Origin of the sequence: Staphylococcus hyicus (assembly GCF_000816085.1) — a bacterium.
GTDB lineage: Bacteria > Bacillota > Bacilli > Staphylococcales > Staphylococcaceae > Staphylococcus > Staphylococcus hyicus.
This window is the reverse complement of the sequence record NZ_CP008747.1, coordinates 507,888-533,370: the sequence shown is the minus strand read 5'-3', so window position 1 is coordinate 533,370 and position 25,483 is coordinate 507,888. Positions and strand designations below refer to the sequence as shown.

Here is a 25,483-nt window from a genome sequence, read left to right as displayed (position 1 = left end):
ATTAACGCTTTTGAAAACGGGGAGATATCAATGATACAAGGACATATTCATTCAGTAGAAAGTCTAGGAACAGTAGATGGTCCAGGCCTACGCTATATCCTATTTTTGCAAGGATGTTTGCTGCGCTGCTTATACTGTCATAACCCTGACACCTGGAAAGTGAACACCCCCTCACGACGAGCAACAGCAGATGAGCTTATCCATGAGATCACGCCTTATCTTCCCTACTTTCAAAGTTCTGGTGGCGGTGTAACGGTAAGCGGTGGAGAGCCCCTACTCCAAATGCCGTTTATTACAGAGTTGTTTAAATTGTGTCATGAACATGGCATTCATACATGTATTGATACATCATTAGGTTGTGCCAATGATACAGAAGCTTTCAAAAAACATTTTGAAACGTTACGCCAGCACACTGATTTGTTCATGGTCGACATTAAACATATCGATGATGACAAACACCGGCATTTGACAGGAAAGTCTAATCAACCGATCTTAAAATTCATTCAATATTTGAATGAACAGCATCACCCTATTTGGATCCGACATGTACTTGTCCCAGGTCTAACAGATGCCCCTGAAGACCTGAAAAAATTAGGTGCGTTCATAAATTCACTTGATAACGTCGAAAAGTTTGAGATACTCCCATACCATGAGCTCGGCGTACATAAGTGGCAAGCACTTGGTGTTCCATATCAACTCTCATCTGTTGCGCCCCCAACAGATGAAGACGTTCAAAAAGCCTATGATCTTATTCAGTTCAAAGGGACTGCGTCTATGAAATCTTTAGCCAAGTAAATTCATACGCGTCCATAAAAACTAGGAATTACCCTCCCCCTAGTTTGCGTACACAAAAATTAAAATACTAACATCACTCCTTTAATGATTCGCCCGGAAGCATAGACACATGGTTCCGGGCTCTTTTGTATATTAAAACCTTATTTAACTCCTTATAAAGGTCATATCATCAATTCGGATGGCTTTAAATATATACATAAACATCACCTATATTTCGACGCCATTCACATTCACAGATACATATCATTTAAAACGTTATGTGCAAGAAAGAAGTGAGAAGGTTATAGAGGCAATAATAAAAGCGCTGAGATACTGCAGCGCTTTTAATCGAATAGGGGCTACAATATCGCAACCCTATTCATCAATAACCTCCAACATAATCTATGCGTACATGAAAGATGTAGGTTGTTATTTATCTTTATTAATATAAATACTCTCTATGATGGGTATTATAATGAATTTAATGTTTCATTTTTAATTGACTCCTTACCCCATACTTCTAAGGCAATGCGTCTAGAAAAACGAGGCGTTAGGAATAATTAATAAATGCGTTGCTTTGTGCCACAACACCTATATGTCATTATGATTTCGTTTCTTCTGCTGCTAAGAATTTATAAATATCATTCGAGTAAAGCTTCAATACTTTCGTAAACACCATGTTTAATATAAAACCTACCACACCTGGTATAATGACAAATACTAAAGCGACTAAAAAGATATTCATTGCGACTGGACCATCTAACATCTCTATTGCTTTAATTGGTCCAACAAGTCCAACCAAACCAAAGCCAGCCGCTTCTTTCGTACCGACTATTCCAATGATACCACCCGCTGCACCTGCACACGCAGCAGATAAGCCTATAGGCAATAACATAATTGGATAACGAATAACATTGGTCATCATCATTTTCATTGCACCTAAGAGAATCGCAATAGGCACACCAATTTTATTCACTTTCAACGTGCATAAGAATAAAACAATACCCGTTGTTGCTACACCAATTGTTGCTGCGCCTGCTGCCATTCCTGAAATCCCAATCGCTAAACCTACTGCAACGGTAGATACGGGTGAGACGATAATAAATGAAAATAGAACTGCAATTAAAATACACATCAGTACTGGTTGAAGCGTCGTAAACGTATTAATCAATTCTCCGATGGCTAACGTAATTTTACTAATATATGGTAGTGTAAACACACCAAAAAGCCCAGGAATACACCCGACGAGGATAGGTAGTAAAATAATTTTCAAGCTACCTAAACGATCTTCTAACCATAACACAAGTAATACCGCTAAAGCCGCAGTAAGCATCGTATTGATTAAATCACCTATGCCGACGATTTGCCAACCTGTTTCCGTAACTTTCGCCGCACCAGATCCAACATATGATGCAGCACCTACAATCACCGTTGCTAACGCAGATAACTTAAATTGTATGGCGATAAGGACGCCCACCATCATTGGAAGCATAAATTGAATGCCCATTACAACATAAAACAATGTGTTAAAAATATCCGCATACTGACTTAAATACTTAAACAATCCACCTAATACCGCATTCGGTATTAATCCTGCCACGATTGCGACCGCTAAACCATTTAATACATTAAAACTAAAGGTTTTAAAGGTCATCTTTTTCTCCGTTGTTTCCATCTGCATTCCCCTTTCTCATATTCTATGTATTTAGACGCAAACTACTGTCTATTCAATCGTGAATGCATACGATATATACTATGTAGCGTAAAGTAAAATTCATAAAAATTCAATAGACCTTTTGTGAATTTTATCACAAATACTAGAAATAAAAAAGTGTGCCGTTGTAGACACACCTATAGTTTAATATATATGAAGCAACATGCATATTTCTATCAATTAACGACTAATTTGGTTATTAGGCTTTGATGAAAATTTACTATGCACACGCATCATTGATTCAATACGCGCTTCCGCTAAATGTTCTGCTGCTTGTAGCGGCAAAATATCTTGTTCTTTAGCAATAGTAAAAATTTTATCCATTTGATCATAGACACCTTGCACTTTTTTAGTTGCACGTTCACGATGATAACCATTTAACTCATCAGCAACGTTTATCACGCCACCGCTATTGACAACAAAATCTGGAGCATATAGAATGTCACGATCTTTCAACATTTGTCCATGTGTATCTTCTTCTAATAATTGATTGTTCGCACTGCCACAAATCATTTTAACTTTTAATTTTGGGATGGTTTCATTATTAAGGATGCCACCAAGTGCACATGGTGCGAAGATATCTGCATCCACACTATAAATGTCATCTATGTGAACAGCTTTGGCACCAAAGTCATCTACAGCGCGTTGTACCGCGTCTTCGTTAATATCTGTGACGATTAAAGAGGCGCCTTCTTCATGTAAAAATTTGCACATATGATAGGCTACATTACCGACACCTTGAACCGCTACCGTTTTCCCTTTTAAACAATCATCACCATACACCTCTTTTGCTGTGCGTTTCATCGCATAATAGACACCTAAAGCAGTCATTGGACTTGGGTTCCCACTTGAACCATACGATTCACTTACACCACAAACATATGGTGTTTCTTGAAAAATCATATCCATATCTTCAACAGTGGTTCCTACATCTTCCGCAGTAATATAACGTCCATCAAGACTATTGATGTAACGACCTAATGCTCTAAAAAAAGCTTCGGATTTATCTGTTTTAGGGTTACCCATCACTACCGTTTTGGCACCACCTAAATTAAGGCCCGCCGCAGCATTTTTATATGTCATGCCTTTCGCAAGACGCATTACGTCAATTATTGCTTCTTCTTCCGATTGATAATTCCAGAAGCGACACCCTCCTAAGGCAGGTCCAAGTGTAGTGTCATGAATACAAATAATTGCTTTTAAACCGCTCGCTTTATCATGACAAAACACCAATTGCTCGTAATCTGCTTGCGCCATTCGTTCAAAAATCATTTCCATTCCTCCCTTGTTTTATCGCTTATACAACATGCATACATCTCCCGTAAATATTTACATTTCTATATTACCCCTTTAGAAACGATGCAACATCGATATGTAAGCGTTTACAAACCTCTTTCGTTATCTTATCACAACGTCTAATTAAAATCATTCATATTCATTAAAAATTTTAAATTTTACACTATAGACAAACTGTATAACCTCACACGAAATTAGACTTTTCCCACTATAATTATAGACGTTTCCCTAATGGTTCATTTTCTGCTTCGAATATAAAATATAGGTAACACATTGGAGAAAGGAAGATGACTTATGATTCAAGCACATGACCGCGTTGCAGATGTCGTGACTCAACATCCAAAAACTGCAGATGTATTTCGTCAGCACGGTATTGATTTTTGCTGTGGAGGACAAATTTCCATTGAAGAAGCAGTTGCACATACAAAGCGTGTAAAACTACAGGAATTACTTGATAAACTTGAAGCCGCTAGCCATTTACAAGCAGAAGGTATTAATCCTAAGTACTTAGATGTGCCTTCTCTCGTGCAATATATCCAGTCACGTTATCATGAAACGTTAAAAGAAGAGTTTCAACACTTAACACCATACGTAACAAAATTAGCCCGTGTCCACGGTCCAAATCATCCCTACCTCGTTGAATTAAAAGAGGTCTATGATTCCTTTAAAACTGCTATGCTAACACATACTGATGAAGAAGATCATCAAGCATTTCCAAAGCTTGTTGAGGCGCACCAAGGAAAGCACGTCGAACATCTTGATGCAGCAATTCAGTCACTTGTCGATGATCATACAGGTGCGGGTGCTAAATTAGAACACATGCGTCGCCTTACAAATGACTACCAACCTCCTATGGAAGCATGTGGCACATGGCGTTTAGTGTATACGCGTCTTGAAGCGTTAGAAAAAGAAACACATGATCATGTACATTTAGAAAATCATGTATTGTTCCCTAAAGTTCAACAAAGCTAAACTCAATCGAAATGATTGCGCAATCATTAAAAATCGCCTTCAAACGACATCCACTGATGTGTTTTGAAGGCGATTACTTTAGAGTACCATTTGCATATTGAAAAGTTATCAACTAAAGCGAAACGATGATGTTGTTTATGTTTTTAAACTAAGCACCTGAGCCATATCAAATGCCCATCGTTCTAGTAATTCTGGTCCTCTAGATAACGCATCTGACAATGGCATTGGTCGAGACGCAATTGAAAAGACGGCATCGATACCGTGTTCATACACCGCTTCATATCCTTCACCTATCGTCCCTGCCACTGCAATGACTGGCTTATGATGTGCTTGTGCCACCTTAGCAACGCCTATGGGTGTTTTTCCAAAAATGGTTTGGGCATCTATTTTTCCTTCACCAGTAATGACGAGGTCACATTGTTTCACATGTTTCTCAAATTGAGTAGCCGATAGTACGACATCAATCCCTGGCTTAAGTTGAATATTTAAAGTGGCGAGTAAACCTGCACCGAAACCACCTGCTGCACCTGCACCAGGAATCATTGACACATCGCGATGTAAAAATTTTTTGATTATATCGTGATAATGTGACAAGGCACTTTCTAACTGTACACATTGCTTAGAAGTTGCTCCTTTTTGAGGGCCATAAACAAAGGTAGCCCCCTTATCACCTAGCAATGGATTATCCACATCACATGCCACCTCAATTTGAACAGACTTTAGACGCTCATCTAATGATGATAAATCTATGGATGCAAGTTGCTGTAATGCCCCACCTCCAAACGGAATCTCTCTTCCTTTCTCGTCACGTAATCGACCGCCTAAAGCTTGTATACACCCCGCACCACCATCATTCGTTGCACTGCCGCCAATACCCAGAATAATATGCGTAACACCTTCATTTAACGCATCTATTATGAGTTCACCTGTTCCGTATGTCGTTGTCTTTAATGGATTGCGTAAATCAATTGGTACGAGACCGAGACCCGAAGCTTCTGCCATTTCAATCACTGCTGTTTTACCTTGATTTCCAATGCTATACGTAGCATGTACAGGATAACCGAGTGGCCCTGTTACAGTAATTGTTTTCCACCGACCGTTTAATGCATCATGTAATGATTGTGACGTGCCCTCTCCACCATCAGCCATCGGTAGTTTGACACATCGCAAATCTTGATTAAATACACGTTTAAATCCTTGTTCTATCGCATTCGCTGCCTCTAAAGCAGACATGCTTTCCTTAAATGAATCTGGTGCTATGAGTAGTTGCTTCATGTTATTACGCTCCTTTTTATATGAATCATACAAAAAAGGGGTTAAGACCATTCGTCTCACCCCTAATGTCGTATGATTATGCCACTTCTTCTGCAATATAAATACTTCGCTTCAACCACTTACCTGTTTTTTCATCATAATCATCACACGTAATTAATGTCAGTTGCTGCTTTTGTTTTTTCATTTCATTAAGCACTTCAACCGCGTAAGGGTCTACGTCTTTAATTGATGTAATTTTATATTTACGCTTATCTTTACCTACTGTAAATATGACTTCATCTCCTTTTTTAGCATTATGAAGTTTTGTAAACTGATAATTTAAAGAATAGTCTGTATGACCTGCTATTGAGATGTTTTGATCATCCAATGATTCATTTTCTTCAGCAAAACTCACACCACGTTCTAATTGTTGTGGTGTTGCTGGCCCTGGGTACACTGGTTCGTTAATATCTACAGAAGGGATAGACAATACACCTGCAACTTGTGATTTATCTTTTGGAATTTCAATTTGTTGTGGTGCGGTTGCTTTTTTTTGATTACTTTCATATTGTTCTATTTTCTTATCATTTTCTTTTTTAGTAAAGTACGTATCAATTTGTGGTCGAAATGCTAAATATAAACCACCTAAAATAAGTATGACACCTAATAAAGGCATCATCATTCGGGATAATCGCTTCATATGGTAAACGCCTTTCTATGATAGAATCATTTATATTTTACCATATTAAAATGTAAAACGAATCATTTATACATTGACATATCATTAAAAAAGCCGCAATCAGCACATATAGACTAAATTTGTATATAAATAAAACCAACAAAGTTCATGTACGAATGAACTTTATTGGTTTTTGTGATTAATTGGGTAGCTATGTCCTGACCCCAATAATTAGACTTATATTTAATTTGCTTCATCCTGCACTAATGGTTGGTCAGGTTTAACGAAGAACCATAAAATGATTGCTATAACAACGAGTATAAGCATTGAGAGTAATGTTGATTTCCATCCAATACTATCTGCTAAAACAGCCGCAATAATTGGGCTTAACATTGCACCAATGTTCCCCCATAAATTCATCCATCCTGATACAGAACCTGAGAAATTACGTCCAATATCCGTGGCTGACGCCCAACTCATAACCATCGATAAGCCAACACCAGCTAAACATAATGACATCCAGAAAATATTCATAATTAATGACTGGGCATTGACAGCAAAGTATAAAGAAATACCAAACACTACAAATCCAAAAATTGCAATTGTTGCACGTGCAATAAATCGTGATTTACCTGAACTTAAAATTTTATCAGAAATTGCTCCCCCTACCATGATTAACACAAACATGAGTAACCACGGAATACCTGCCAACTTACTCATCGTTAACGTGTCAATTTTATATTGATCAATTAGATATGTTGGATACCAAATTAAGAATAAAGTGATCACAAACTGTACTACAAAATATTGTGCCGCAATTGCATAGAAGCTAAATCTTGCGAAGAAACGTCCCCATGGCGCTGTAGATTTTTCAGTTTGTACCACGTCGCGATTTTCCATAATGTAAAGTTTCTCAGCTTCATTTACCATTTTATGATGTTCTGGTAAATCTTTAGCAATTACTACCCATAGTAGCGCAATAAGAAATCCTATAATACCAAAAATAATGAATACTGCTTGCCAACCAAATGTGTTATAAATCGCAACTGTGATAAATGGTGCAAGCACTGGGCCAAAATACGACCCTGCCAATAAAGCACTTGATGCGCGTCCTTTTTCGTTTTTTGCAAACCAAAACGTATTAAATACAGCATTAGATGGGTACATCGGTGCCTCCCCAACACCAAATAAGAAACGCACTGCGAATAATAAACCGTGATTTTTAATTACCCCAGTTAAAATCGTGAATGCACTCCACCAAACCAATGCAATCGAAAGCATTTTTTTAGGTCCAAATTTTTCAGCTAAAAAACCTGATGGTACTTGCATTAAAGCATAACCAAGCGAGAAAAACGTCGCAAGAAGTGAAAATTGTGTTTTTGATAAGTTTAAATCTTCCATCATTGGTGTCGCGATGTAAGAAATGTTAGCACGGTCCATATATGCAATAACCCCAATTAAGAAAAACATTCCTGCAAACACCCATCGCATATTTGTTCTTTTTTCTTTAAGTTGATTCATGATTTGCCCCCTCTTTTTCATTAGGTCATCAGATGACCAATTCAGTTAGCTTTTTGACTATACCATATCAAGAAAGCGGTTACAATAAAAATTTGAAAATTTTATGAACGAAGTCGCAATAATTAGAAAAATCGTATATCAAAGTAATAATGAATATCTTCTAAAAAATAATAGTTAGTTTCTCTAAATAAGCATTCCAATTATGTTTATATAATATTTTGCTTCATATTAAATTAGTTTTGATTGATAAAACGCCCATGAACACCCCAATAGAGTCCAATACACATCAATATGATGATTGCTGTTAGGGCATACATCGTACTAAAACCGAATGACGATGTGAAAAATCCAAGTAAGAAAGGCCCAAAACCTAATCCAAAATCTAAACCAATATAAAACGTTGAAGTCGCAATTCCGATTTGTGTTTGATGTGACACTTTAATCGCAGCCACATTACACACAGCAGTCATTGCGCCGTATCCTATTCCAAGTAACGCCCCTGAAACTAACAATAACCACCCCGTTTCTTTAGAAAGTACAGCGAGTACCGCTAATCCCAAACTAAAGAGAAATAGTGCCGGATATGCGATTTTATTTTCGTGATAGTAATCCATTATTTTTCCTATTATAGGTCTGGTAATCATAGAAGTCATAGCGTAGGCAATAAAATAGTAACTGGCTACAGTGACTAGATGGAGTTGTTGTGCATAAATTTGAATGAATGATAAAACAGACGCATAACCTAACCCACAAATGAGAATGACACTTGCGATTGGCAAAGCGGGAATAGAGATGAATTGAGAAAGTTTTAATCCCCTATCTTCAGGTGTTAAAGGTTGAATTTCAAAATCGACTTTTAAAATAAAAGCTAAGATAAATGCGCAGAAAGCAAGAATCACACAAAATATAAAAAGTACGTATGTTGAAAAATGTTGAGATAACATTAAGCCCATGAAGGGACCTACCGCTGCCCCTACAACTAAGCTCAAACTAAACAAACTAATGCCTTCTGCACGACGTTCAACTGGCGATAATAATGCAACAATCGTACCCGTCGCTGTCGTAGCAATCGCTAATGCAAAGCCATTAAAAAAACGTACAAACATCAAAAATAATAATGACCCTTCAAAAAAATATAGACACTGTGTGAAAATAAAGGTAATAAGTCCGATGAATAGTATTTTCTTAGGTCCAATAACATTTATCCATCTTCCTGTAAGAAATCGCCCAAATAATGATCCTACAATAAATAGCCCCATCACAAGACCTGCCAGACTATCTGATATATGATATGTCGCAACGGCGTAGTGTGTGATAACCACAATTAATAAATACATCGTTAAATATAATAACAAGCTAATCAAAAAGTTAACGACGTAATTTTTAGTAAATAAACGCGTGGGTGCCATGAAATCCCCCCCTCAAGCAAGTAAGCTTAGCTAACTAATAACCCGTTTATTTTACCCCTTTTATGCTAACGACGCAATCCACACATATGTATTAAATGCGCGATATGCGTGATTCAGAATTTAATTTCCTACACAAATATGATTTAATAGAGTTGGAAGCGCTTAATTTTTTTATACATAATTTGAAATCATAGCCATTAGAAGTTTCAACCTATAAAAGCTTCTATGTTAAATAAAATAGAATTAGAGGTGGCAATTGAATGCAATCGGTACAAGAATCTGAATTAAAAAAACAATATCTTGATTTACTGGCAGAAAAATATGATTCTGAGGAAAAAGTAGCAACAGAAATTATAAGTTTGGAATCTATTCTCGAATTACCTAAAGGGACTGAGCATTTTGTCAGTGATTTACATGGTGAATTCCACGCATTTCAACATGTACTGCGAAACGGATCTGGAAATGTTAAAGCGAAAATTCATGATATTTTTGGCGATCGCTTAACAGTTCAAGAAATGAATCAGCTTACTGCCTTAGTTTATTATCCAGAAGATAAAATTAAGCTGATAAAAAATGAATTCAACTCAAAAAAAGAGCGTGATGCATGGTACGCAGATACAATTCACCAACTTGTAGAACTAATTACATATACATCTTCAAAATATACACGTTCAAAATTACGTAAAGCACTGCCTAAACGCTATGTTTTTATTATCGAAGAGTTGCTATATAAGAGTAATAAATATAACAATAAAAACGTGTATTACAACACAATCATTGAGCAAATTATAAACTTACATCAAGCGGATAAACTGATTATTAGCTTATCAAATACCATTCAACGTCTCGTCGTCGATCATCTCCACGTTGTCGGAGATATTTATGATCGTGGTCCAGACCCAGATAAAATAATGGATACACTCATTGATTACCACTCTGTAGATATACAATGGGGGAACCATGATGCCTTATGGATGGGCGCATATGCTGGTTCACAAGTATGTCTCGCAAACCTTCTTCGTATATGTGCGCGTTACGATAACTTAGATATCATTGAAGATGCTTATGGGATTAATTTAAGGCCTTTACTGACGTTAGCGGAAAAGTATTATGATGATAATCCCGCGTTTCGTCCAAAAAAACACCCTGAAAAAACACCTTCAGAATCAGAAAAATTACAAATCACAAAAATTCATCAAGCTATCGCCATCATTCAATTTAAGTTGGAAGGCCCTATTATCAAACGCCGTCCTGAATTTGAAATGGACAATCGTCTCATATTAGATCGCATTAATTACCGTGATCTTACATTAGATATTAATGGTAAAACTTATCCATTGACGCATACGTGTTTTAAAACGATTGATCCACGAAACCCAACGGCATTATTGGAAGAAGAAAAAGAAGTGATGGATAAGTTAATTATTTCATTTCAAGAATCCGAAAAATTACGTCGCCATATTGATTTCTTAATGAAAAAAGGCAACCTTTATTTACGCTATAACGGAAACTTACTCATTCATGGTTGTATACCAGTAGATGAAGACGGCAATATGGAAGGTATGGAAATTGAAGGAACGTATTATGATGGGCATGAACTCATTGACAAATTTGAATATCATGTACGTAAAGCCTATAACGATATAGAAACACAAGATGACCTCTCAACAGATCTCGTTTGGTATTTATGGACTGGAAAATATTCTTCTTTATTTGGTAAACGTGCAATGACAACGTTTGAACGTTATTTTATAAGTGATAAATCCACACACAAAGAAGTTAAAAATCCATATTATCATTTACGTGAAGATGAAGATATGGTGAAGAAAATGCTTAAAGAGTTTGATATGGATCCTGAAACTGGACGTATTATCAATGGGCATACACCCATCAAAGAACGTGATGGTGAAAACCCAATTAAAGCGAATGGAAAAATGCTTGTCATCGATGGTGGTTTCTCTAAAGCTTATCAAAGTACGACAGGCATTGCTGGATATACATTATTATACAACTCATTTGGTATGCAACTCGTTGCTCACCAACAATTTAATTCTAAAGAAAATGTACTTAAAACCGGTGAAGATGAATTGTCAATTCGTCGTGTTGTCGATAAAGAATTAGAACGTCAGCTGATCCGCAATACGAACAAAGGAGCAGCGCTTCAAGAAGAAATAGACATGCTTAAAGCGCTCATGGCTTATCGTTACATGAAAAAATAATATCTCTTTTAAAAGGTGTGGGCAAAGCCCCGCCTTTTTTCATTTCAAATGATATACGGGTTAAAAAGCAAAAATAAATAAACATTAAAAATAAAAGTTGTAAGCAGTCATGATTTTAAAAGTGTTATTTTTCTCTTTTTTCAAATATAATTGGCAATTTTTATCATATGGGTGTAAAATTTAGTAATGTGAATTTTGATGTCTTCATTGTCACAATGCCGCTATTGGCATATGATAGATGCGCATCATCAACTTTAAACAAGCTTCAAGTCTATCGACATTTGAAACCACACCCCTTTCACATGTCCGTAGCGCTTGAAATGTTTAAAGCATAAATATTAAGAATTTACAGTAGCAAGCAACTATTTTATAATTACGAAAGCGTTTTCTTTAATGAAATCAAATGGAGGGGTTTTTGTGTTAGAAACATTAAATAAAATTAATGCGGTTCTATGGGGTGCGCCGAGTTTAATTTTATTAGTAGGTACAGGATTATTTTTAACGTTCGTCCTCAAGGGCTTACAATTTAGCAAATTAGGTCATGCATTTAAGCTTGCCTTTGTTCCTAATAAAAGAGATACGGATGAAAGTGAAGGTGATATTAGTAATTTTAAAGCCTTAATGACCTCACTTGCAGGTATGATTGGTAACGGGAATATTGCCGGTGTCGCTACTGCTGTAACACTTGGTGGCCCAGGTGCAGTCTTTTGGATGTGGGTTGTTGGTTTACTCGGTATGACAACAAAGTATGCCGAAGCCTTACTTGCTATGAAATATCGTGATAAGAACCCTATAGGTGAATATATTAGTGGTCCGATGTATTACATTGAAAAAGGTTTAGGACCTAAGTTCAAATTTTTTGCCATTGCCTTTGCCATTTTTGGTGCATTTGCTGCTTTAGGTATCGGAAATAGTGTACAATCTAATACTATCGCAGATGTCATGTCTACGAGTTTTAATGTTAGTGGATTTATCACAGGTATTATTTTAGTCATCCTGATTTCATTTATCATTTTTGGTGGAATCAAACGTATTAGTGACGTTGCCGGGTTTTTCGTGCCGATGATGGCCATTTTATACATAGGTGCATCTATTATCATTATCATCATGAATTACGATAAAATCATTCCAGCTTTCGGTTTAATTTTTGAACATGCGTTTACGCCTGTTTCAGCTGCTGGTGGCTTTTCAGGTATTGTAGTCATGCAAGCAGTCCAACACGGCGTCTCTAAAGGTATTTTCTCAAATGAAGCCGGACTTGGTACAGTGGCTCTTATTTCAGGTAACGCGAAGACCAGCCATCCGGTTATCCAAGCCCTTGTTGCAATGACAGGTACGTTCATAGTAACAATTATCGTGTGTACAATGACAGCGCTTGTTTTACTTGTCACAGGATTTTGGGACCCATCGGGCGGCTTACTATCAGGCGTAAGCCATGATCCAGGATTAGAAGCTGGCGCACTCACAAGTAAAGCCTTTGCATCTTCCTTAGGTATTGTTGGAGAATATGTCGTATCACTTTCCGTTATTTTCTTCGGTTTTTCAACAATTATTGCTTGGTTTGTTTACGGGGCGAAATGTTTTGAATACTTATTTGGTGTAAAACTTGTTGTCATTTATGCTGTGGTTTATGTAGCAGCAACATTCGTAGGTACAGTAGCAAACTTACGCTTAGTTTGGGCTTTTGCTGATATGGCTAACGCCTTAATGATGATTCCAAACTTGATTGGTCTATTATTCCTATTTAAGGTCATTAAACAAGAAACAGATGATTACTTTAAACCTTCAACACGTGAATTAAAATAACTCAATCACAAGTTGCGAAACAGAGATGCTCTTTTCGCAACTTGTTTTTATATCTCATTACTCGGGTACATGATAATGAGGTGATATATTAATGAAACAAGAAGTAATTCAAAAAATAAATGACGTCATCGCGCACTCACGTATTGGTGTATTGGCAACCTCTTATCAAGATCAACCGAATAGTCGCTATATGATTTTTTATAATAATGGTTTGGATTTATATACGAAAACAAGTAAACAAACACCTAAAGTTCAAGAAATGAAACATAACCCTAAGGTTCATGTGCTTTTAGGCTATGAGGAAAACCAAACACAGCCCTATGTTGAAATTGAAGGTGTAATTGAATTCGTGACAGATCAAAATCAAATCGATTGGTTGTGGAAGGAACAAGACAAAACATTTTTCGATTCTAAAGATGACCCTAATTTCGTTGTATTGCGTGTCATCCCTAACACAATCACATTACATGCGTCAAAAGGCGGCGACGGCCCTATTGAAATTAATGTCAGCACCCTTTAAAATAATGCAGTATAAACAAAATTCATTGAATCGAAGGAGTCCAATATGATAGCACGATTACAAGAAATAATGTTATATGTGGATGATCAAGAAAATGCGAAACAGTTTTGGACAGAAAAATTAAATTTCCACGTTGTGTCAGACGATGTCATGAACGATATGCGCGTTATCGTGTTAAAACCAACTGCCAATGCTGAAACAGCGATTGTTTTACACGATAGAGCAAAAGTCGAAGCAATGGAAATGGGAGTCAATACTGGGACACCATCATTAATGTTCGTTGCACAAGATATTGACGCCCTTTATGAAGACTTGAAAGCAAAAGGTGTAACAGTCGGTGAAAAAGTCGAGATGAATGGTGGCATTGTCTTTAACTTCGCAGATGATGAAGATCACTATTTTGCGGTTAGAAATTAATTGTATCTGTATACTCAAAAAAGCCTTCAACGTTCATTTTTTAAATGAATTTTGAAGGCTTTTAGTATGCTCATATTGTTCAACATTTGATTTAACACTGAATCAATTTATACACATCCCATTTGCTTCTGTAAAATCAATTACTTTGTTTTACCATTCCGTTGAAGTTGATACATTTTATGATAAATGCCACCCTGTTGAATCAACGAGTCATGTGTACCTCGTTCTACAATTTCACCTTGATGTAAAACAAGGATTAAATCTGCATCTTGAATTGTCGATAAGCGGTGCGCAATTGCTAGTGTTGTTCTTCCATGCCTCATTTTCGTTAAAGATTGCTGAATGAGTTCTTCTGTTTCGGAATCAATATTTGCTGTCGCTTCATCTAAGATTAAAATTTTAGGATCAAGGGCCATAGTACGAGCAAAAGCAATCAATTGTCGTTGACCACTGGATAACGTACTTCCCTTTTCAATGACTTTATGATCATATCCGTCTTTAAACTTCATAATAAAATCATGTGCATAGACAAATTTTGCAGCTGCTTCAATTTGTTCAAAAGTCATAGTAGGATGATACAGTCTAATGTTAGACGCTATTGAGCCATAAAACATAAATGGATCTTGAAGTACTAAACCAATTTTAGACTTTAATTCGTCTTTAGGAATCGTTTTTACCGATTGTCCATCAATTAAAATATCTCCTCGTTCAAATTCATAAAAACGCATAAACAAATTGATAATCGAACTTTTCCCTGATCCTGTATGTCCGACAAGTGCTACTGTTTGACCAGGTTCTGCGGTAAAATGAATATTTTTTAAAACATCATGTTTCCCATCATAACTAAAGGACACGTTCTTAAATTCAATGCGCGCATCAGTAATTTGAGCAGATGTTTGTGGTTGAACTGGTGCTAAATCATTATTGTCCATCATATGAAACACACGACTTGCAGACACGACAGCTTGTTGAAAAATATTTAAGTTTTGACTAACTTGATTGATAGGTTCAAAAAATCGTTGCATATATTGAATAAACGCATAAATTGTCCCGGCAGTAACAGCAGTCTTAAAACTCAACATACCAAAGTACGCTAAAATCGCAACAATAGATAATGTTGAAATCAATGTGATTGCTGGTCTTAATAATAACCCATCAAGCCGTATCGTTTTAAGTGTAAAATCATAATGCTCACGATTAATCTCCTCAAACTCATCTTTAAGACGTCGCTCTTGATTGAAAACTTGTATTATTTTCATTCCTTCAATAGACTCGCCAAGTTTTGCATTTAAATCAGACAATTTACGTCGCGTTTCATAAAAATATATTGACGCATATTTTCGATACAGTGCAAGAACGAATACAATGAATGGGACAAAGCACATCGCAAAAAATGCCATTTTAACGTCTAATACAAACATCATAATAAAACTGCTGATGACCATAAACACAGCAACTAAAAACGTCGCAAGCACGCCGGTAAACATTTCTACAATGGCTTCTGTATCGTTCGTTAATCTCGAGACAATACTCCCACTAGGTGTTTGATCATAAAAGCGCATCCCTAAATTTGAAATATCTCTAAACGCATCAATTCGCAGTTGTTGAATAACCTTTAACGCTAAAAATTCTAAATAGTATAAACTAAAATACGCTGTAAGTGCACCTAAAAACTCCACAACAATGAACAATATAAGAATGAATGTGAGTTCATTTCCCGGGAAATGACGTGGTACAAGGTATTGGTCAATAAAGACTTTAACAATATATGGTATAGCCATACTAGCTGCCGTTGATAATATCAACAGTGACAATGCTAATACAATCAACGTTTTAAATGGGAATGTATATTTAAGGAGACGACCTAATGTTTTCATTTGTTCCTTGGATGTCATTTGAGGTGGTGTTTCACTCATGATTCATCCCCCTTTTGCGTTTGTTGATCTAGTGCTTTGTTCAATCGATTTTCCATGGCTTGTGCTTGAAACGTTTCCGCATACCAACCTTGTTCTTTTATTAAGGTATCATGTGTACCTTGTTCAAGAATCGTTCCGTCGCGCATCACGATAATTAAGTCCGCATGCATGACCGCACTCATACGATGTGCAGTTATAATATTCGTTTTTCCTAAGCGTTCTCTTTTTAAATTTTGTAAAATTTGCGTTTCAGTCTCTGCATCTACAGCAGAAAGGGAATCATCTAAAATGAGCACTTCAGGATTCATTAGTAGTGCACGCGCAATTGAAATACGTTGTTTCTGTCCCCCCGACAATGAGACACCACGTTCACCAACAACAGTCTCATATTGCTCGGGTAACGACATAATGTCTTGGTGAATGCGACTCATCTCACTTACATGGAAGAGTGTCGCATCGTCAATGTCCGGTTGACTAAATGCAATATTCCCGCGAATAGTCGATGAAAATAAAAAATGGTCTTGTGGAACATAACCAAATTGCCCCCGTAACAAATGAATAGGGTATTGGTAAAGCGCATGTCCTCCGTAAGTGATATCTTGTGCGCGCGGAGGATCAAATTCTCTTAATAGGAGCCGAATCAGTAAACTTTTTCCTGAACCTGTACTTCCTACGATACCTATAGTCATGCCTGGTTTAATTGTAAAATGCACATCATGTAAGTGCGGCTTGGCGTCACCTTCAAAGGAAAATTGTTGTAATTGGAACTCGATGTCACCTTCTGGTCTACTATTTAACGTTTTATGTTGATCCGTATCATTAGGTACAGCTAATAAATCTCGTATACGGTCATACGACGCACGACCACGTTGAATAATATTAAAGAAAAATCCTAATGCTAGTAACGGCCAAACCAACATGCCTAAATACGTTGTAAATGTGACCAGTTGACCAATTGTTATTGTGTTCTCTACCACCATAAACGCTCCAAATATAACGCTTAATAAATAACTGGCGCCAATCACGAGTTGAATTGTAGGATCAAACAATGCATCTATTTTCGTCACGGTCAGATTTTTTAATACGACACGATCACTCAATTCACGAAAATCTTCTTCATCGGCACGTTCATATCCAAATGATTTTGTTACTTTAACTCCGGCGATGCTCTCTTGCGTTTTATCATTTAATTCACTAAAAGCTGCTTGGGCCTCTTTAAATCCTTGATGAAGGAGCTTGCCGTAAAATTGGGTTAATAGGACAAGAATTGGGAGCGGCAACATAGCAATGAATGTGAGTTTAGGGCTCACAGTTAATGCCATGATAACGAGAGTCATGCCACCCATAATGACCGCATCAGCAATCGTCATCACTCCGACACCTGCCGTACTTTGAACCGCACGAATATCATTAGTCGCATGTGCCATTAAATCTCCTGTGCGATACTTTTGGAAAAATGATGGGCGCATACTTAAATATTTGTCATAAAGTGCCCCTCTTAACAAACGTCCCAACTTAGCACTAGCGCCAAACAATTGTGTGCGGGAATAAAACCTTAAAATATATACTATTATGCCAGTCAATAAAATAATTGTTAAATACATCATTAATCGACGTGGCGTTAATGTATCCGCTGTAATATGATCAATCACCCGACCAATAATTTGCGGCGGAACTAAACTGCAAAATGCCGTTATTAACATAGCAACTATCGCTGAACTAAACCGCCATTTTTCTTGTTTAAAAAACCACCCGAGCGTGCGAAATACTTTCATAACATCCCTCCTTTTCACGAACATATTGAAATCTATTATACCTTATCTGAAACATTATAAATGTAAATGTTATTGTATATGATCTGTTTTTTACATTGATGCACCTCTCCTTAATGAAACTTCATAATGTGATGCGACATGCTTCAGCAACTACTTCTACCAAGTGTTTTACTTCGATTTGATCTGCTAACCCCTCGCGTTCAACACCCATTTTCATTTGTAAATGACACCCTGGGTTTGAAGTGATTATAACATTCGGTTGTGGTTCTTTGATATGATTCATCTTCTCATCTAAAATTTGCATAGATGCTTCATAATGCACTAAATTATATATACCTGCGGAGCCACAACAATGATGTTGATTTTTAAATGAATGCAGCGTTAATCCAGGAATCGAAGTGAGTACCGACTCAGGATCACGAAAGACGCGTTGAACATTTTCTAAATGACATGAGGGTTGATATACTGCATGAACATTTAATGCCTGTTTAAATGGCAGAGGTTTGCTTGCGATAATTTCAGAGATGTCTCGAACTTTGTTTACAAAAGCTTTAGCACGTTGATGCCATTCTGTGCCCACATCGAATAACTCATCATATTCTTTTAATGCCGCACCACATCCACCAATGGTATTTACAATATAATCAAACTGATATTGCTCATAAGCTGTTATATTCTGTTTCGCAAGTTGCACTGTATCAACCGTCTGTCCTGCATGATGCTGTAGTGCCCCACAGCATGTTTGTGTTTGAATGTTGGAAACCCGAAAACCTTGTGCTTCCATTATGTACATAGCCAATTGATTAATATGACTGAAAAACGCATCCATCATGCATCCTTGGAAGAAGCCTATGGATAAACCGCTCTGCTCTGCCAATGATATTTCAAACTGTTTCTCTGAGGGATGTATCTCAGGCATGATTTTTTGAAAATGGTTATATTTAGGCGCCATTTTTAAGAGGTTTGTTTTTTTAACCACTCGTGCCATACCTGTTTTTTGATATAGACGTAGCCCTTTATTAACTAATCGCAACCTTTTCTTATGTTTAAGTAAACCTTGAAATGCAACGTGGCGAATGATCTTTTCAACTTTAGACTTTGGCCTTTTTTCATATAGCACCTCAACAGCTGAATTTAAAATATCACCATAACGTACATGGGTTGGACAGACCGTTTCACATGCACGACAACCTAAACATAAATCAATACTTTCTCTCATATCTTCTATCGTAATTTTTTCTTCTGCAGCCATTTTCACTAAATTGATACGTCCACGAGGAGAATGTTTTTCGTTTTTAAATGTGACATATGTCGGACAAACAGGTAAGCAATAGCCACACTGCACACAATCAAAAGTGGCTTCATAGTCAAGTTGTGTTTTAAGTTTAGTCATTTTGTAACACCAACCTTGTCTCCCCTTCTTCCGGAAAAATTTTACCTGGGTTTAAGAGATGTTCAGGGTCTAATGCGTGTTTGATAGCTTTTTGAAAGGCAATATCCGCCTCTCCTAATTCTCTTGTCATAAATGCTTTTTTCATCGTTCCAATCCCATGTTCTCCTGAAAGTGTGTCCCCTAAGGCAATAGCGTAATCAAAAATCTCTTCCACCGCACGTTCAACGTTTTTTATAGCCATTTCATCTCGCATATTAGCATTAATTGTCGGATGTAAATTTCCATCCCCCGCATGACCAAAAATGACGATATTCAGTTGATATTTCTCTTTTATTTCAGATATTTTTTTGAACATATGCGGAATTTTACTTAAAGGTACGGTTGCATCTTCTGATATTTTTGTATAACCACTTTCTACAACAGCTGGTGAAACGGCTTTACGCACTTGCCACAAAGCGTTTTCTTCATCTTTAGTTTGTGCAATTTTAATGTTCGTCACTCCAATTCTTTTGAGCGCCTGGTTGATCGTCGCCATTTCTTGCGTCAGAGCTTCAGGCTCTCCATCAACTTCAACCAAAAGAATTGCTGCTGCAGATCTTGGTAAATCTAAGCCAGCGTAATCGACGACTTTATTTATTGCGTGATGATCTAAAATTTCCATTTTAGATGGACGGACACCTGACGTTAAAATACGAGAAATGGATTGACCAGCCTTTTCTAAATTTTCAAAAACAATCATTGCAGTTTGTGTAGCTTTAGGTTTAGGTATTAGTCTTAAAGTGGCTTCCGTAATAATACCTAGTGTCCCTTCAGCACCAACAAGTAATTTCGTTAAATCATATCCTGTTACGTTTTTTATCGTTTGACCACCCGTTTTAATGATATCGCCATGTGCTGTCACAACCTCAAGACCAATCACATAATCTTTCGTCACACCGTATTTTACACCATGAGGTCCACCAGCGTTTTCAGCTAGGTTTCCTCCGATAGTACACACCGCTGATGACGATGGGTCTGGTGGATACATTAATTGATGTTTTTCAGCCATAGCATGAATTTCTGCCGTTTTCACCCCGGGTCGTGTTTTGATTATTAAATCATCTGGATATATGACAGGCGCGTCATTCCACTGTGAAAAATCCATCACAATCCCCCCTTGAACGGGTAACGTCCCCCCTGATAAATTAGTTCCCGCACCCCTCGGATAAATAGGGCATTGATACCGGTTTGCAAGCTTAACGATTGCTTGAACTTCTTTCGTACTACAAGGTTGGGTCACAAATTCGGGCATATATTGACCGAATGAGCCATCATAACCATAAGATACCAATGATGCTTTATCATCAAATAACCGTTCATTCAAAATTGATTTTAAAGCTTGTCTAAGCTTTGCATGTTTCATCAAATCCCCCCTCGTTTGATAACGATTTCATATTTCTATCTATTTTACACGATTCAAAATCGTTTCGCATAGTCTTTAATCGCACTAACGTTGTGAGACGGAAAGGTAAACGAATATTCATTTCATTCTTTTAATGTTTAATTAGCTCCCTGTACGCCACGCTCAAAAAAAGTGGCGAATCGGTCTTGGTCAGACGTCTTTCGCCACTACAATGATATACTATTGATTTTTAACTTTTTTAACATGTAAAAATGCGCGAATTGTCACAACTAAAAGGATCATCACACCTACAGTAAAGATTAAATCCCAAGGCATACGTCCCCACAATAACCAAAATACAGTATCTTGTTGATAAAATTCGGGTAACCGTGCATGCCAATATCCATGTTCAAGGGCATCTTTTAATTGAATATATCCTACTGGTAATAACGTCGCTAAAACCATCCCAGCTAATCCAATATTAAGTAACCAACATGAAATTGAAATCCATTTTTCTGTACGCTGAGTCCAAAATTCTGATTTCGTTATATTTCTTAATACGTAAAGTAATATTGCGATGGAAAACATGCCATAGACACCGGCCATGGAGCCATGTGCGTGTGCTGCAGTCCACTGTGTGCCATGTTCAAAATAGTTAATTGCCGGCGCATTGATTAAAAACCCTAATGCCCCTGCACCAAGCGCATTCCACAATCCTGTAGAAGCTAAGAAGATAAACGTGCCTTTATAAGGGAATTCAATTTTACTAAATTTATATACACGATAATGCGTGTACGCTTCCCAAATGAGTAAACATAATGGTACAACCTCTAATGCAGAAAAACTTGAACCTAATGCGAGCCATATCGAATGGTCCCCTTGCCAATAATAATGGTGTCCCATGCCAACGATACCTGTACCAAGTAAAAGAATTATTTGGAAATATAACGCGCGAATTGTAGAACGAATCGTTGTTAATTTCATATCTACCATTAAAAAGCCGATAAGAATGACCGCAAACGCTTCAAAAATACCTTCTACCCATAAATGCACGATCCACCAACGCCAATAATCAGCAAATGTCACATGTGTATTCGGCATAATAAATAAAGAAGCTAAATAAAATAATGGTATCGCGATTGCCCCGATAAATAACAGGAGAATCAATCGTTTTCGGTGTAAATCCGTACCATCTTTAATAGCAGGAATAAATCCTCGTCCTAAAATAATCATCCATAAAATCATTCCAATGATAAAGAGGATTTGCCAAAACTTACCAAGTTCAATATATTCCCATCCAAAATGACCGAATAACCACCATTTGTCATTAATCCAACCTAAAATATTCCCCCATTCACCTAACATACTACCCACTGCAACGATTAAAAGGGCGATGAATAGAAGGTCTACAAGTTTTCCTTGATGCTTCGGTTCTCTTCCTAGCACTCTCGGTACGACATAAATCCCTGTCGCAAGCCATGTTGTCGCTACCCAGAAAATCACCAATTGCAAATGCCATGTTTTCGCAATATTAAATGGGAATAGTTTTTGTAATGGTATTCCAAAAAACTCATTTTCCACATAATAATGTGCCATCAGTTCACCAAGAAGGATTTGAACTAAAAACAAAATCATGACAATGACAAAATATTTAGCTGTCTTTGCTTGGCTACTTGTAATCGTATCTGGAATTTTAATTTTAGGCAGATGTTTTTCTCCTTCATATGTTGCTTCCATATCAAATTGATAACGTCTTTGGAAATAGATAATGATAGCTACACCCGCTACAAGTAACGCTACAGAAATCGCAGACCATATCAGTGCTTCACTAGGCATTGTATTACCCGCTTGTTCATCAAAGGGCCAGTTATTAGTATATGAGAATTGTCTATCAGGGCGATCTGTAGAGGATAACCAAGCACCCCAAAAGAAGAAATCACTTAAATGTGTAATTTTATTTCCTTCCACCATATAATCGCCGCTAGTAAATTGATCAATCATATTTTGCGGTAATCCTGCTTGTTTAGGATTATTCACAAACTCTTTATGATAATATTCTCTCACATGTTTTAACCCTGCAACTTGGGCATTGGTTAACACAAGTTGATCTTTCTCTTTAGAGTATCGATTGACACGAATTTCTTTTTTTACTTTATCTTCTATCCCTGCCTGTTGAAGCCGCGTCAAATCTTTAAATGATTTTTGATGCAAAGTTTCTGCGTAATATTGATGCATGCCCTGAATATATTGATGCAAAGTTTCCGCAGTATAGTCTGGTCCTAAATAAGACCCATTACCTAAATATGAGCCATAATCTGTTAAACCGTATTTTTCGTAAATGGCTTGTCCACTGATGAGTTCATCTTTAGAAATAATCGTTTTACCGTTTTCATCGACGACTTTAGCCGGTCGCGGTGCCTCATTTTCAAATATTAACCAGCCGCCTAATAACAGTATTGAGAACACCGTTACTAAAATGCCAATTAACACTTTAGACAACGTACGATATGGGGATCCCATTTACCTCACTCCTCACTAGTATATTTTCAATTTCAGAATACGCCTAGTTCAAATGAGAGTAAATATCATTATCAATTAGTTCTTTATATTGTCAAAATTATATTTTTAAATATTTTTCAATACAAAAATTCTTTTAATGCTATTATTCTTTCACTTTATCATTAATCCACTTGATTATTGTTATTGTTTTCATTAGTATTTACAACAATCAATCCCTTAAATTAACCATTAAGCTCCCTAAAGTATTCATGTATGTTCCCTTAATCCCCTTTATCATAATAATTTATATATCTACTAAGATGAAGATTTCCCTCTATACTTTTAAGGGACTTCAACTTATATTATTCAAAAAAGACACTTTGATATGTGTTTACCATTATCATTCATGCGTGCAATACCTTTAAAATATGATGACAACGATACACTTCGAACCACCTCAACATTATGTTATGATACTAAAAAAAGAGGGAGTGGGATTGCTATGGCTAAATTTGATAACGTAAAACCACCAAAAAAATTCGCAAGACATCACAAAACGATTTTAGTGTTACGCCATTATGAGTTTACTGCGGATGCACGCATATTTTTAAGTGAAACCACATTTCATGATTTAAAGGACAACCGCTATCTCATAGATATTGAATTATGGTCAAAAACAGATGATTTAGGGATGGCTGTCGACTTCAGAATCATAGATAACATTTATAAAACACATTTACAACCTAAACTGGACGGCCAATTATTAAACGAAACCTTACCAGATATGAACATCACACTAGAAAACCTAATACACTGGATGTGGGAAACGTTAAGTGTACATTTGCCAGAGGACGTCTCTTTAAATGCCATCGCAATGTATGAAACACCTGAGCAAGGTGTACGTTTTACAAGAGATATCATGGCACAATAACATCAAGAATATGTCCTTATTTTAATACACAGAAATAACCTTCAAAATTCATATACAATTATGAACTTTGAAGGTTATTAATTTATCATTGTAATGTAAACATGTGAGTTACTATCCTCCACTGTTTAATGCTTCATGCCATTCAACTAGCCACATCTCTCTATAGATACATCCTGTAAATACATTAACGGTAAGCAATGCTTTAAAAAGCTAACTATTTACGTTAGGCTTACGCCAAACCTTTATATTTTTTCATTAATCAGTGATTGAATCACTTCAACTAGCGCCTCTTCACTATCTACATAGTAATCTGGTTTGTATCCCTCATGCGTTGCTGAGTGATTGCGTCGATTGAACCAAATGACACGCCATCCTGCATTTAACGCACCGATAACATCATTTTCAAAATTATCTCCTATATAATAAGTATTTTGGGGATTTAAATCTAATTCGTTCACGACTTGTTGAAATAAAGCAACATCTGGTTTTGACATGCCCTCTTCGGCAGAAATAAACATATGTGACTCCGAGATGTAGTGATTTAATCCAAGCGTTTTTATTTTTGAACGCTGATGATGGCTTTCACCATTCGTAATAATGCCACATGGCACACGCTTTGTTTTGAGTTGATATAATAACGTTTTTATCGGATGTGACAACGCAATCCCATTGAGCGCACGCCCATAATCACGTTGAAATGCAATGGCTTTTTTCTCAGGTAAAGCAATGTCAAAATCATTAAGGGCTGCTGTAATACGATAAATATGCATTTCTGTCACCGTCATGCGTCCATCTTGTGTTTGTTCAAAAACAAGATCACTATAATGACGAAAATGACGATACAAGGAAGAGACATCGATATCACTATCTGCAAAATGATAATGATACGCAACGTTAAAAGCTTGAAGTTGATCATATAATGTATCATCTAGGTCAAAAATAAACGTATACGTCATACGCGCCACATCCTTTCATTCTGTTTTATTATCGTTATTATAACGCGTTTG

The 25,483-nt window shown here is 36.7% G+C and carries 19 protein-coding genes; 7 read left to right on the top strand and 12 right to left on the bottom strand.

Annotation, left to right across the window (positions count from 1 at the left end; all coding sequences use genetic code 11):
* Positions 1 to 30: 30 nt before the first annotated feature.
* Positions 31 to 795, top strand: coding sequence for a pyruvate formate-lyase-activating protein (gene pflA, locus SHYC_RS02260; protein ID WP_039644152.1), 765 nt, complete (start codon positions 31 to 33; stop codon positions 793 to 795).
* 580 nt (positions 796 to 1,375) lie between these two features.
* Here pflA and SHYC_RS02255 read toward each other — a convergent pair.
* Positions 1,376 to 2,449 carry a PTS sugar transporter subunit IIC gene (locus SHYC_RS02255; RefSeq protein WP_039644150.1) on the bottom strand — a complete coding sequence of 358 codons (1,074 nt, stop codon included), beginning with the start codon at positions 2,447 to 2,449 and terminating at the stop codon, positions 1,376 to 1,378.
* Between the two features lie 219 nt (positions 2,450 to 2,668).
* The gene (locus SHYC_RS02250; RefSeq protein ID WP_039644147.1) at positions 2,669 to 3,760 is read right to left on the bottom strand and encodes a Glu/Leu/Phe/Val family dehydrogenase; all 1,092 of its coding nucleotides are present in this window, start codon (positions 3,758 to 3,760) and stop codon (positions 2,669 to 2,671) included.
* A gap of 318 nt (positions 3,761 to 4,078) precedes the next feature.
* Between SHYC_RS02250 and scdA the strand changes: the two genes are divergently transcribed.
* Positions 4,079 to 4,756, top strand: coding sequence for an iron-sulfur cluster repair di-iron protein ScdA (gene scdA / locus SHYC_RS02245; protein WP_039644146.1), 678 nt, complete (start codon positions 4,079 to 4,081; stop codon positions 4,754 to 4,756).
* Between the two features lie 135 nt (positions 4,757 to 4,891).
* On the opposite strand, the gene SHYC_RS02240 is transcribed toward scdA, so the two are convergent.
* The 4 genes from SHYC_RS02240 to SHYC_RS02225 all read right to left on the bottom strand — a co-directional run bounded on the left by SHYC_RS02240 (position 4,892) and on the right by SHYC_RS02225 (position 9,619).
* Positions 4,892 to 6,031, bottom strand: coding sequence for a glycerate kinase (locus tag SHYC_RS02240; protein ID WP_039647502.1), 1,140 nt, complete (start codon positions 6,029 to 6,031; stop codon positions 4,892 to 4,894).
* Positions 6,032 to 6,107: 76 nt separating this feature from the next.
* Positions 6,108 to 6,710 carry a class A sortase SrtA gene (gene srtA / locus SHYC_RS02235; RefSeq protein ID WP_039644144.1) on the bottom strand — a complete coding sequence of 201 codons (603 nt, stop codon included), beginning with the start codon at positions 6,708 to 6,710 and terminating at the stop codon, positions 6,108 to 6,110.
* A 222-nt stretch (positions 6,711 to 6,932) separates the two neighbouring features.
* Complete coding sequence (locus SHYC_RS02230) at positions 6,933 to 8,210, bottom strand: pyruvate MFS transporter (protein ID WP_039644142.1); 1,278 nt, start codon at positions 8,208 to 8,210, stop codon at positions 6,933 to 6,935.
* Between the two features lie 233 nt (positions 8,211 to 8,443).
* Positions 8,444 to 9,619: an MFS transporter gene (locus SHYC_RS02225; RefSeq protein WP_039644140.1), complete on the bottom strand. Its 1,176-nt coding sequence runs from the start codon at positions 9,617 to 9,619 to the stop codon at positions 8,444 to 8,446.
* A 260-nt stretch (positions 9,620 to 9,879) separates the two neighbouring features.
* On the opposite strand from SHYC_RS02225, the gene SHYC_RS02220 reads away from it, so the two are divergent.
* From SHYC_RS02220 to SHYC_RS02205, 4 genes are all read left to right on the top strand, one after another.
* Entirely contained in the window at positions 9,880 to 11,838 is a 1,959-nt protein-coding gene (locus tag SHYC_RS02220; RefSeq protein ID WP_039644138.1) for a fructose-bisphosphatase class III, read from the top strand.
* A 393-nt stretch (positions 11,839 to 12,231) separates the two neighbouring features.
* Positions 12,232 to 13,644 carry an alanine/glycine:cation symporter family protein gene (locus SHYC_RS02215; protein WP_407696126.1) on the top strand — a complete coding sequence of 471 codons (1,413 nt, stop codon included), beginning with the start codon at positions 12,232 to 12,234 and terminating at the stop codon, positions 13,642 to 13,644.
* A gap of 91 nt (positions 13,645 to 13,735) precedes the next feature.
* Entirely contained in the window at positions 13,736 to 14,164 is a 429-nt protein-coding gene (locus SHYC_RS02210) for a pyridoxamine 5'-phosphate oxidase family protein (protein ID WP_039644134.1), read from the top strand.
* 45 nt (positions 14,165 to 14,209) lie between these two features.
* Positions 14,210 to 14,581 carry a VOC family protein gene (locus SHYC_RS02205; protein ID WP_039644132.1) on the top strand — a complete coding sequence of 124 codons (372 nt, stop codon included), beginning with the start codon at positions 14,210 to 14,212 and terminating at the stop codon, positions 14,579 to 14,581.
* Positions 14,582 to 14,721: 140 nt separating this feature from the next.
* On the opposite strand, the gene SHYC_RS02200 is transcribed toward SHYC_RS02205, so the two are convergent.
* From SHYC_RS02200 to SHYC_RS02180, 5 genes are all read right to left on the bottom strand, one after another.
* A complete protein-coding gene (locus SHYC_RS02200; RefSeq protein WP_039644130.1) occupies positions 14,722 to 16,497 on the bottom strand; it encodes an ABC transporter ATP-binding protein in 1,776 nt (591 codons plus the stop codon).
* Positions 16,494 to 18,272: an ABC transporter ATP-binding protein gene (locus tag SHYC_RS02195; protein WP_039644128.1), complete on the bottom strand. Its 1,779-nt coding sequence runs from the start codon at positions 18,270 to 18,272 to the stop codon at positions 16,494 to 16,496. Before SHYC_RS02195 ends, SHYC_RS02200 begins: the two co-directional genes overlap by 4 nt.
* A 121-nt stretch (positions 18,273 to 18,393) precedes the next feature.
* Positions 18,394 to 19,665, bottom strand: coding sequence for a (Fe-S)-binding protein (locus tag SHYC_RS02190; RefSeq protein WP_039644126.1), 1,272 nt, complete (start codon positions 19,663 to 19,665; stop codon positions 18,394 to 18,396).
* Complete coding sequence (locus tag SHYC_RS02185; protein ID WP_039644124.1) at positions 19,658 to 21,067, bottom strand: FAD-binding oxidoreductase; 1,410 nt, start codon at positions 21,065 to 21,067, stop codon at positions 19,658 to 19,660. Before SHYC_RS02185 ends, SHYC_RS02190 begins: the two co-directional genes overlap by 8 nt.
* Positions 21,068 to 21,286: 219 nt before the next feature.
* A complete protein-coding gene (locus tag SHYC_RS02180) occupies positions 21,287 to 23,566 on the bottom strand; it encodes a nitric-oxide reductase large subunit (RefSeq protein WP_039644122.1) in 2,280 nt (759 codons plus the stop codon).
* Positions 23,567 to 24,047: 481 nt separating this feature from the next.
* Here SHYC_RS02180 and SHYC_RS02175 point away from each other — a divergent pair, with 481 nt between their 5' ends.
* Positions 24,048 to 24,476: a 6-pyruvoyl trahydropterin synthase family protein gene (locus SHYC_RS02175; protein ID WP_039644120.1), complete on the top strand. Its 429-nt coding sequence runs from the start codon at positions 24,048 to 24,050 to the stop codon at positions 24,474 to 24,476.
* Between the two features lie 242 nt (positions 24,477 to 24,718).
* Here SHYC_RS02175 and SHYC_RS02170 read toward each other — a convergent pair whose 3' ends face one another.
* The gene (locus SHYC_RS02170; protein ID WP_039644117.1) at positions 24,719 to 25,432 is read right to left on the bottom strand and encodes an HAD family hydrolase; all 714 of its coding nucleotides are present in this window, start codon (positions 25,430 to 25,432) and stop codon (positions 24,719 to 24,721) included.
* Positions 25,433 to 25,483: the final 51 nt, after the last annotated feature.

Excerpts from the sequence above, each read along its gene's own strand:
- pflA (WP_039644152.1), top strand. The coding sequence starts at position 31 with ATGATACAAGGACATATTCATTCAGTAGAAAGTCTAGGAACAGTAGAT.
- SHYC_RS02255 (WP_039644150.1), bottom strand. The coding sequence starts at position 2,449 with ATGGAAACAACGGAGAAAAAGATGACCTTTAAAACCTTTAGTTTTAAT.
- SHYC_RS02250 (WP_039644147.1), bottom strand. The coding sequence starts at position 3,760 with ATGATTTTTGAACGAATGGCGCAAGCAGATTACGAGCAATTGGTGTTT.
- scdA (WP_039644146.1), top strand. The coding sequence starts at position 4,079 with ATGATTCAAGCACATGACCGCGTTGCAGATGTCGTGACTCAACATCCA.
- SHYC_RS02240 (WP_039647502.1), bottom strand. The coding sequence starts at position 6,031 with ATGAAGCAACTACTCATAGCACCAGATTCATTTAAGGAAAGCATGTCT.
- srtA (WP_039644144.1), bottom strand. The coding sequence starts at position 6,710 with ATGAAGCGATTATCCCGAATGATGATGCCTTTATTAGGTGTCATACTT.
- SHYC_RS02230 (WP_039644142.1), bottom strand. The coding sequence starts at position 8,210 with ATGAATCAACTTAAAGAAAAAAGAACAAATATGCGATGGGTGTTTGCA.
- SHYC_RS02225 (WP_039644140.1), bottom strand. The coding sequence starts at position 9,619 with ATGGCACCCACGCGTTTATTTACTAAAAATTACGTCGTTAACTTTTTG.
- SHYC_RS02220 (WP_039644138.1), top strand. The coding sequence starts at position 9,880 with ATGCAATCGGTACAAGAATCTGAATTAAAAAAACAATATCTTGATTTA.
- SHYC_RS02215 (WP_407696126.1), top strand. The coding sequence starts at position 12,232 with ATGAAATCAAATGGAGGGGTTTTTGTGTTAGAAACATTAAATAAAATT.
- SHYC_RS02210 (WP_039644134.1), top strand. The coding sequence starts at position 13,736 with ATGAAACAAGAAGTAATTCAAAAAATAAATGACGTCATCGCGCACTCA.
- SHYC_RS02205 (WP_039644132.1), top strand. The coding sequence starts at position 14,210 with ATGATAGCACGATTACAAGAAATAATGTTATATGTGGATGATCAAGAA.
- SHYC_RS02200 (WP_039644130.1), bottom strand. The coding sequence starts at position 16,497 with ATGAGTGAAACACCACCTCAAATGACATCCAAGGAACAAATGAAAACA.
- SHYC_RS02195 (WP_039644128.1), bottom strand. The coding sequence starts at position 18,272 with ATGAAAGTATTTCGCACGCTCGGGTGGTTTTTTAAACAAGAAAAATGG.
- SHYC_RS02190 (WP_039644126.1), bottom strand. The coding sequence starts at position 19,665 with ATGACTAAACTTAAAACACAACTTGACTATGAAGCCACTTTTGATTGT.
- SHYC_RS02185 (WP_039644124.1), bottom strand. The coding sequence starts at position 21,067 with ATGAAACATGCAAAGCTTAGACAAGCTTTAAAATCAATTTTGAATGAA.
- SHYC_RS02180 (WP_039644122.1), bottom strand. The coding sequence starts at position 23,566 with ATGGGATCCCCATATCGTACGTTGTCTAAAGTGTTAATTGGCATTTTA.
- SHYC_RS02175 (WP_039644120.1), top strand. The coding sequence starts at position 24,048 with ATGGCTAAATTTGATAACGTAAAACCACCAAAAAAATTCGCAAGACAT.
- SHYC_RS02170 (WP_039644117.1), bottom strand. The coding sequence starts at position 25,432 with ATGACGTATACGTTTATTTTTGACCTAGATGATACATTATATGATCAA.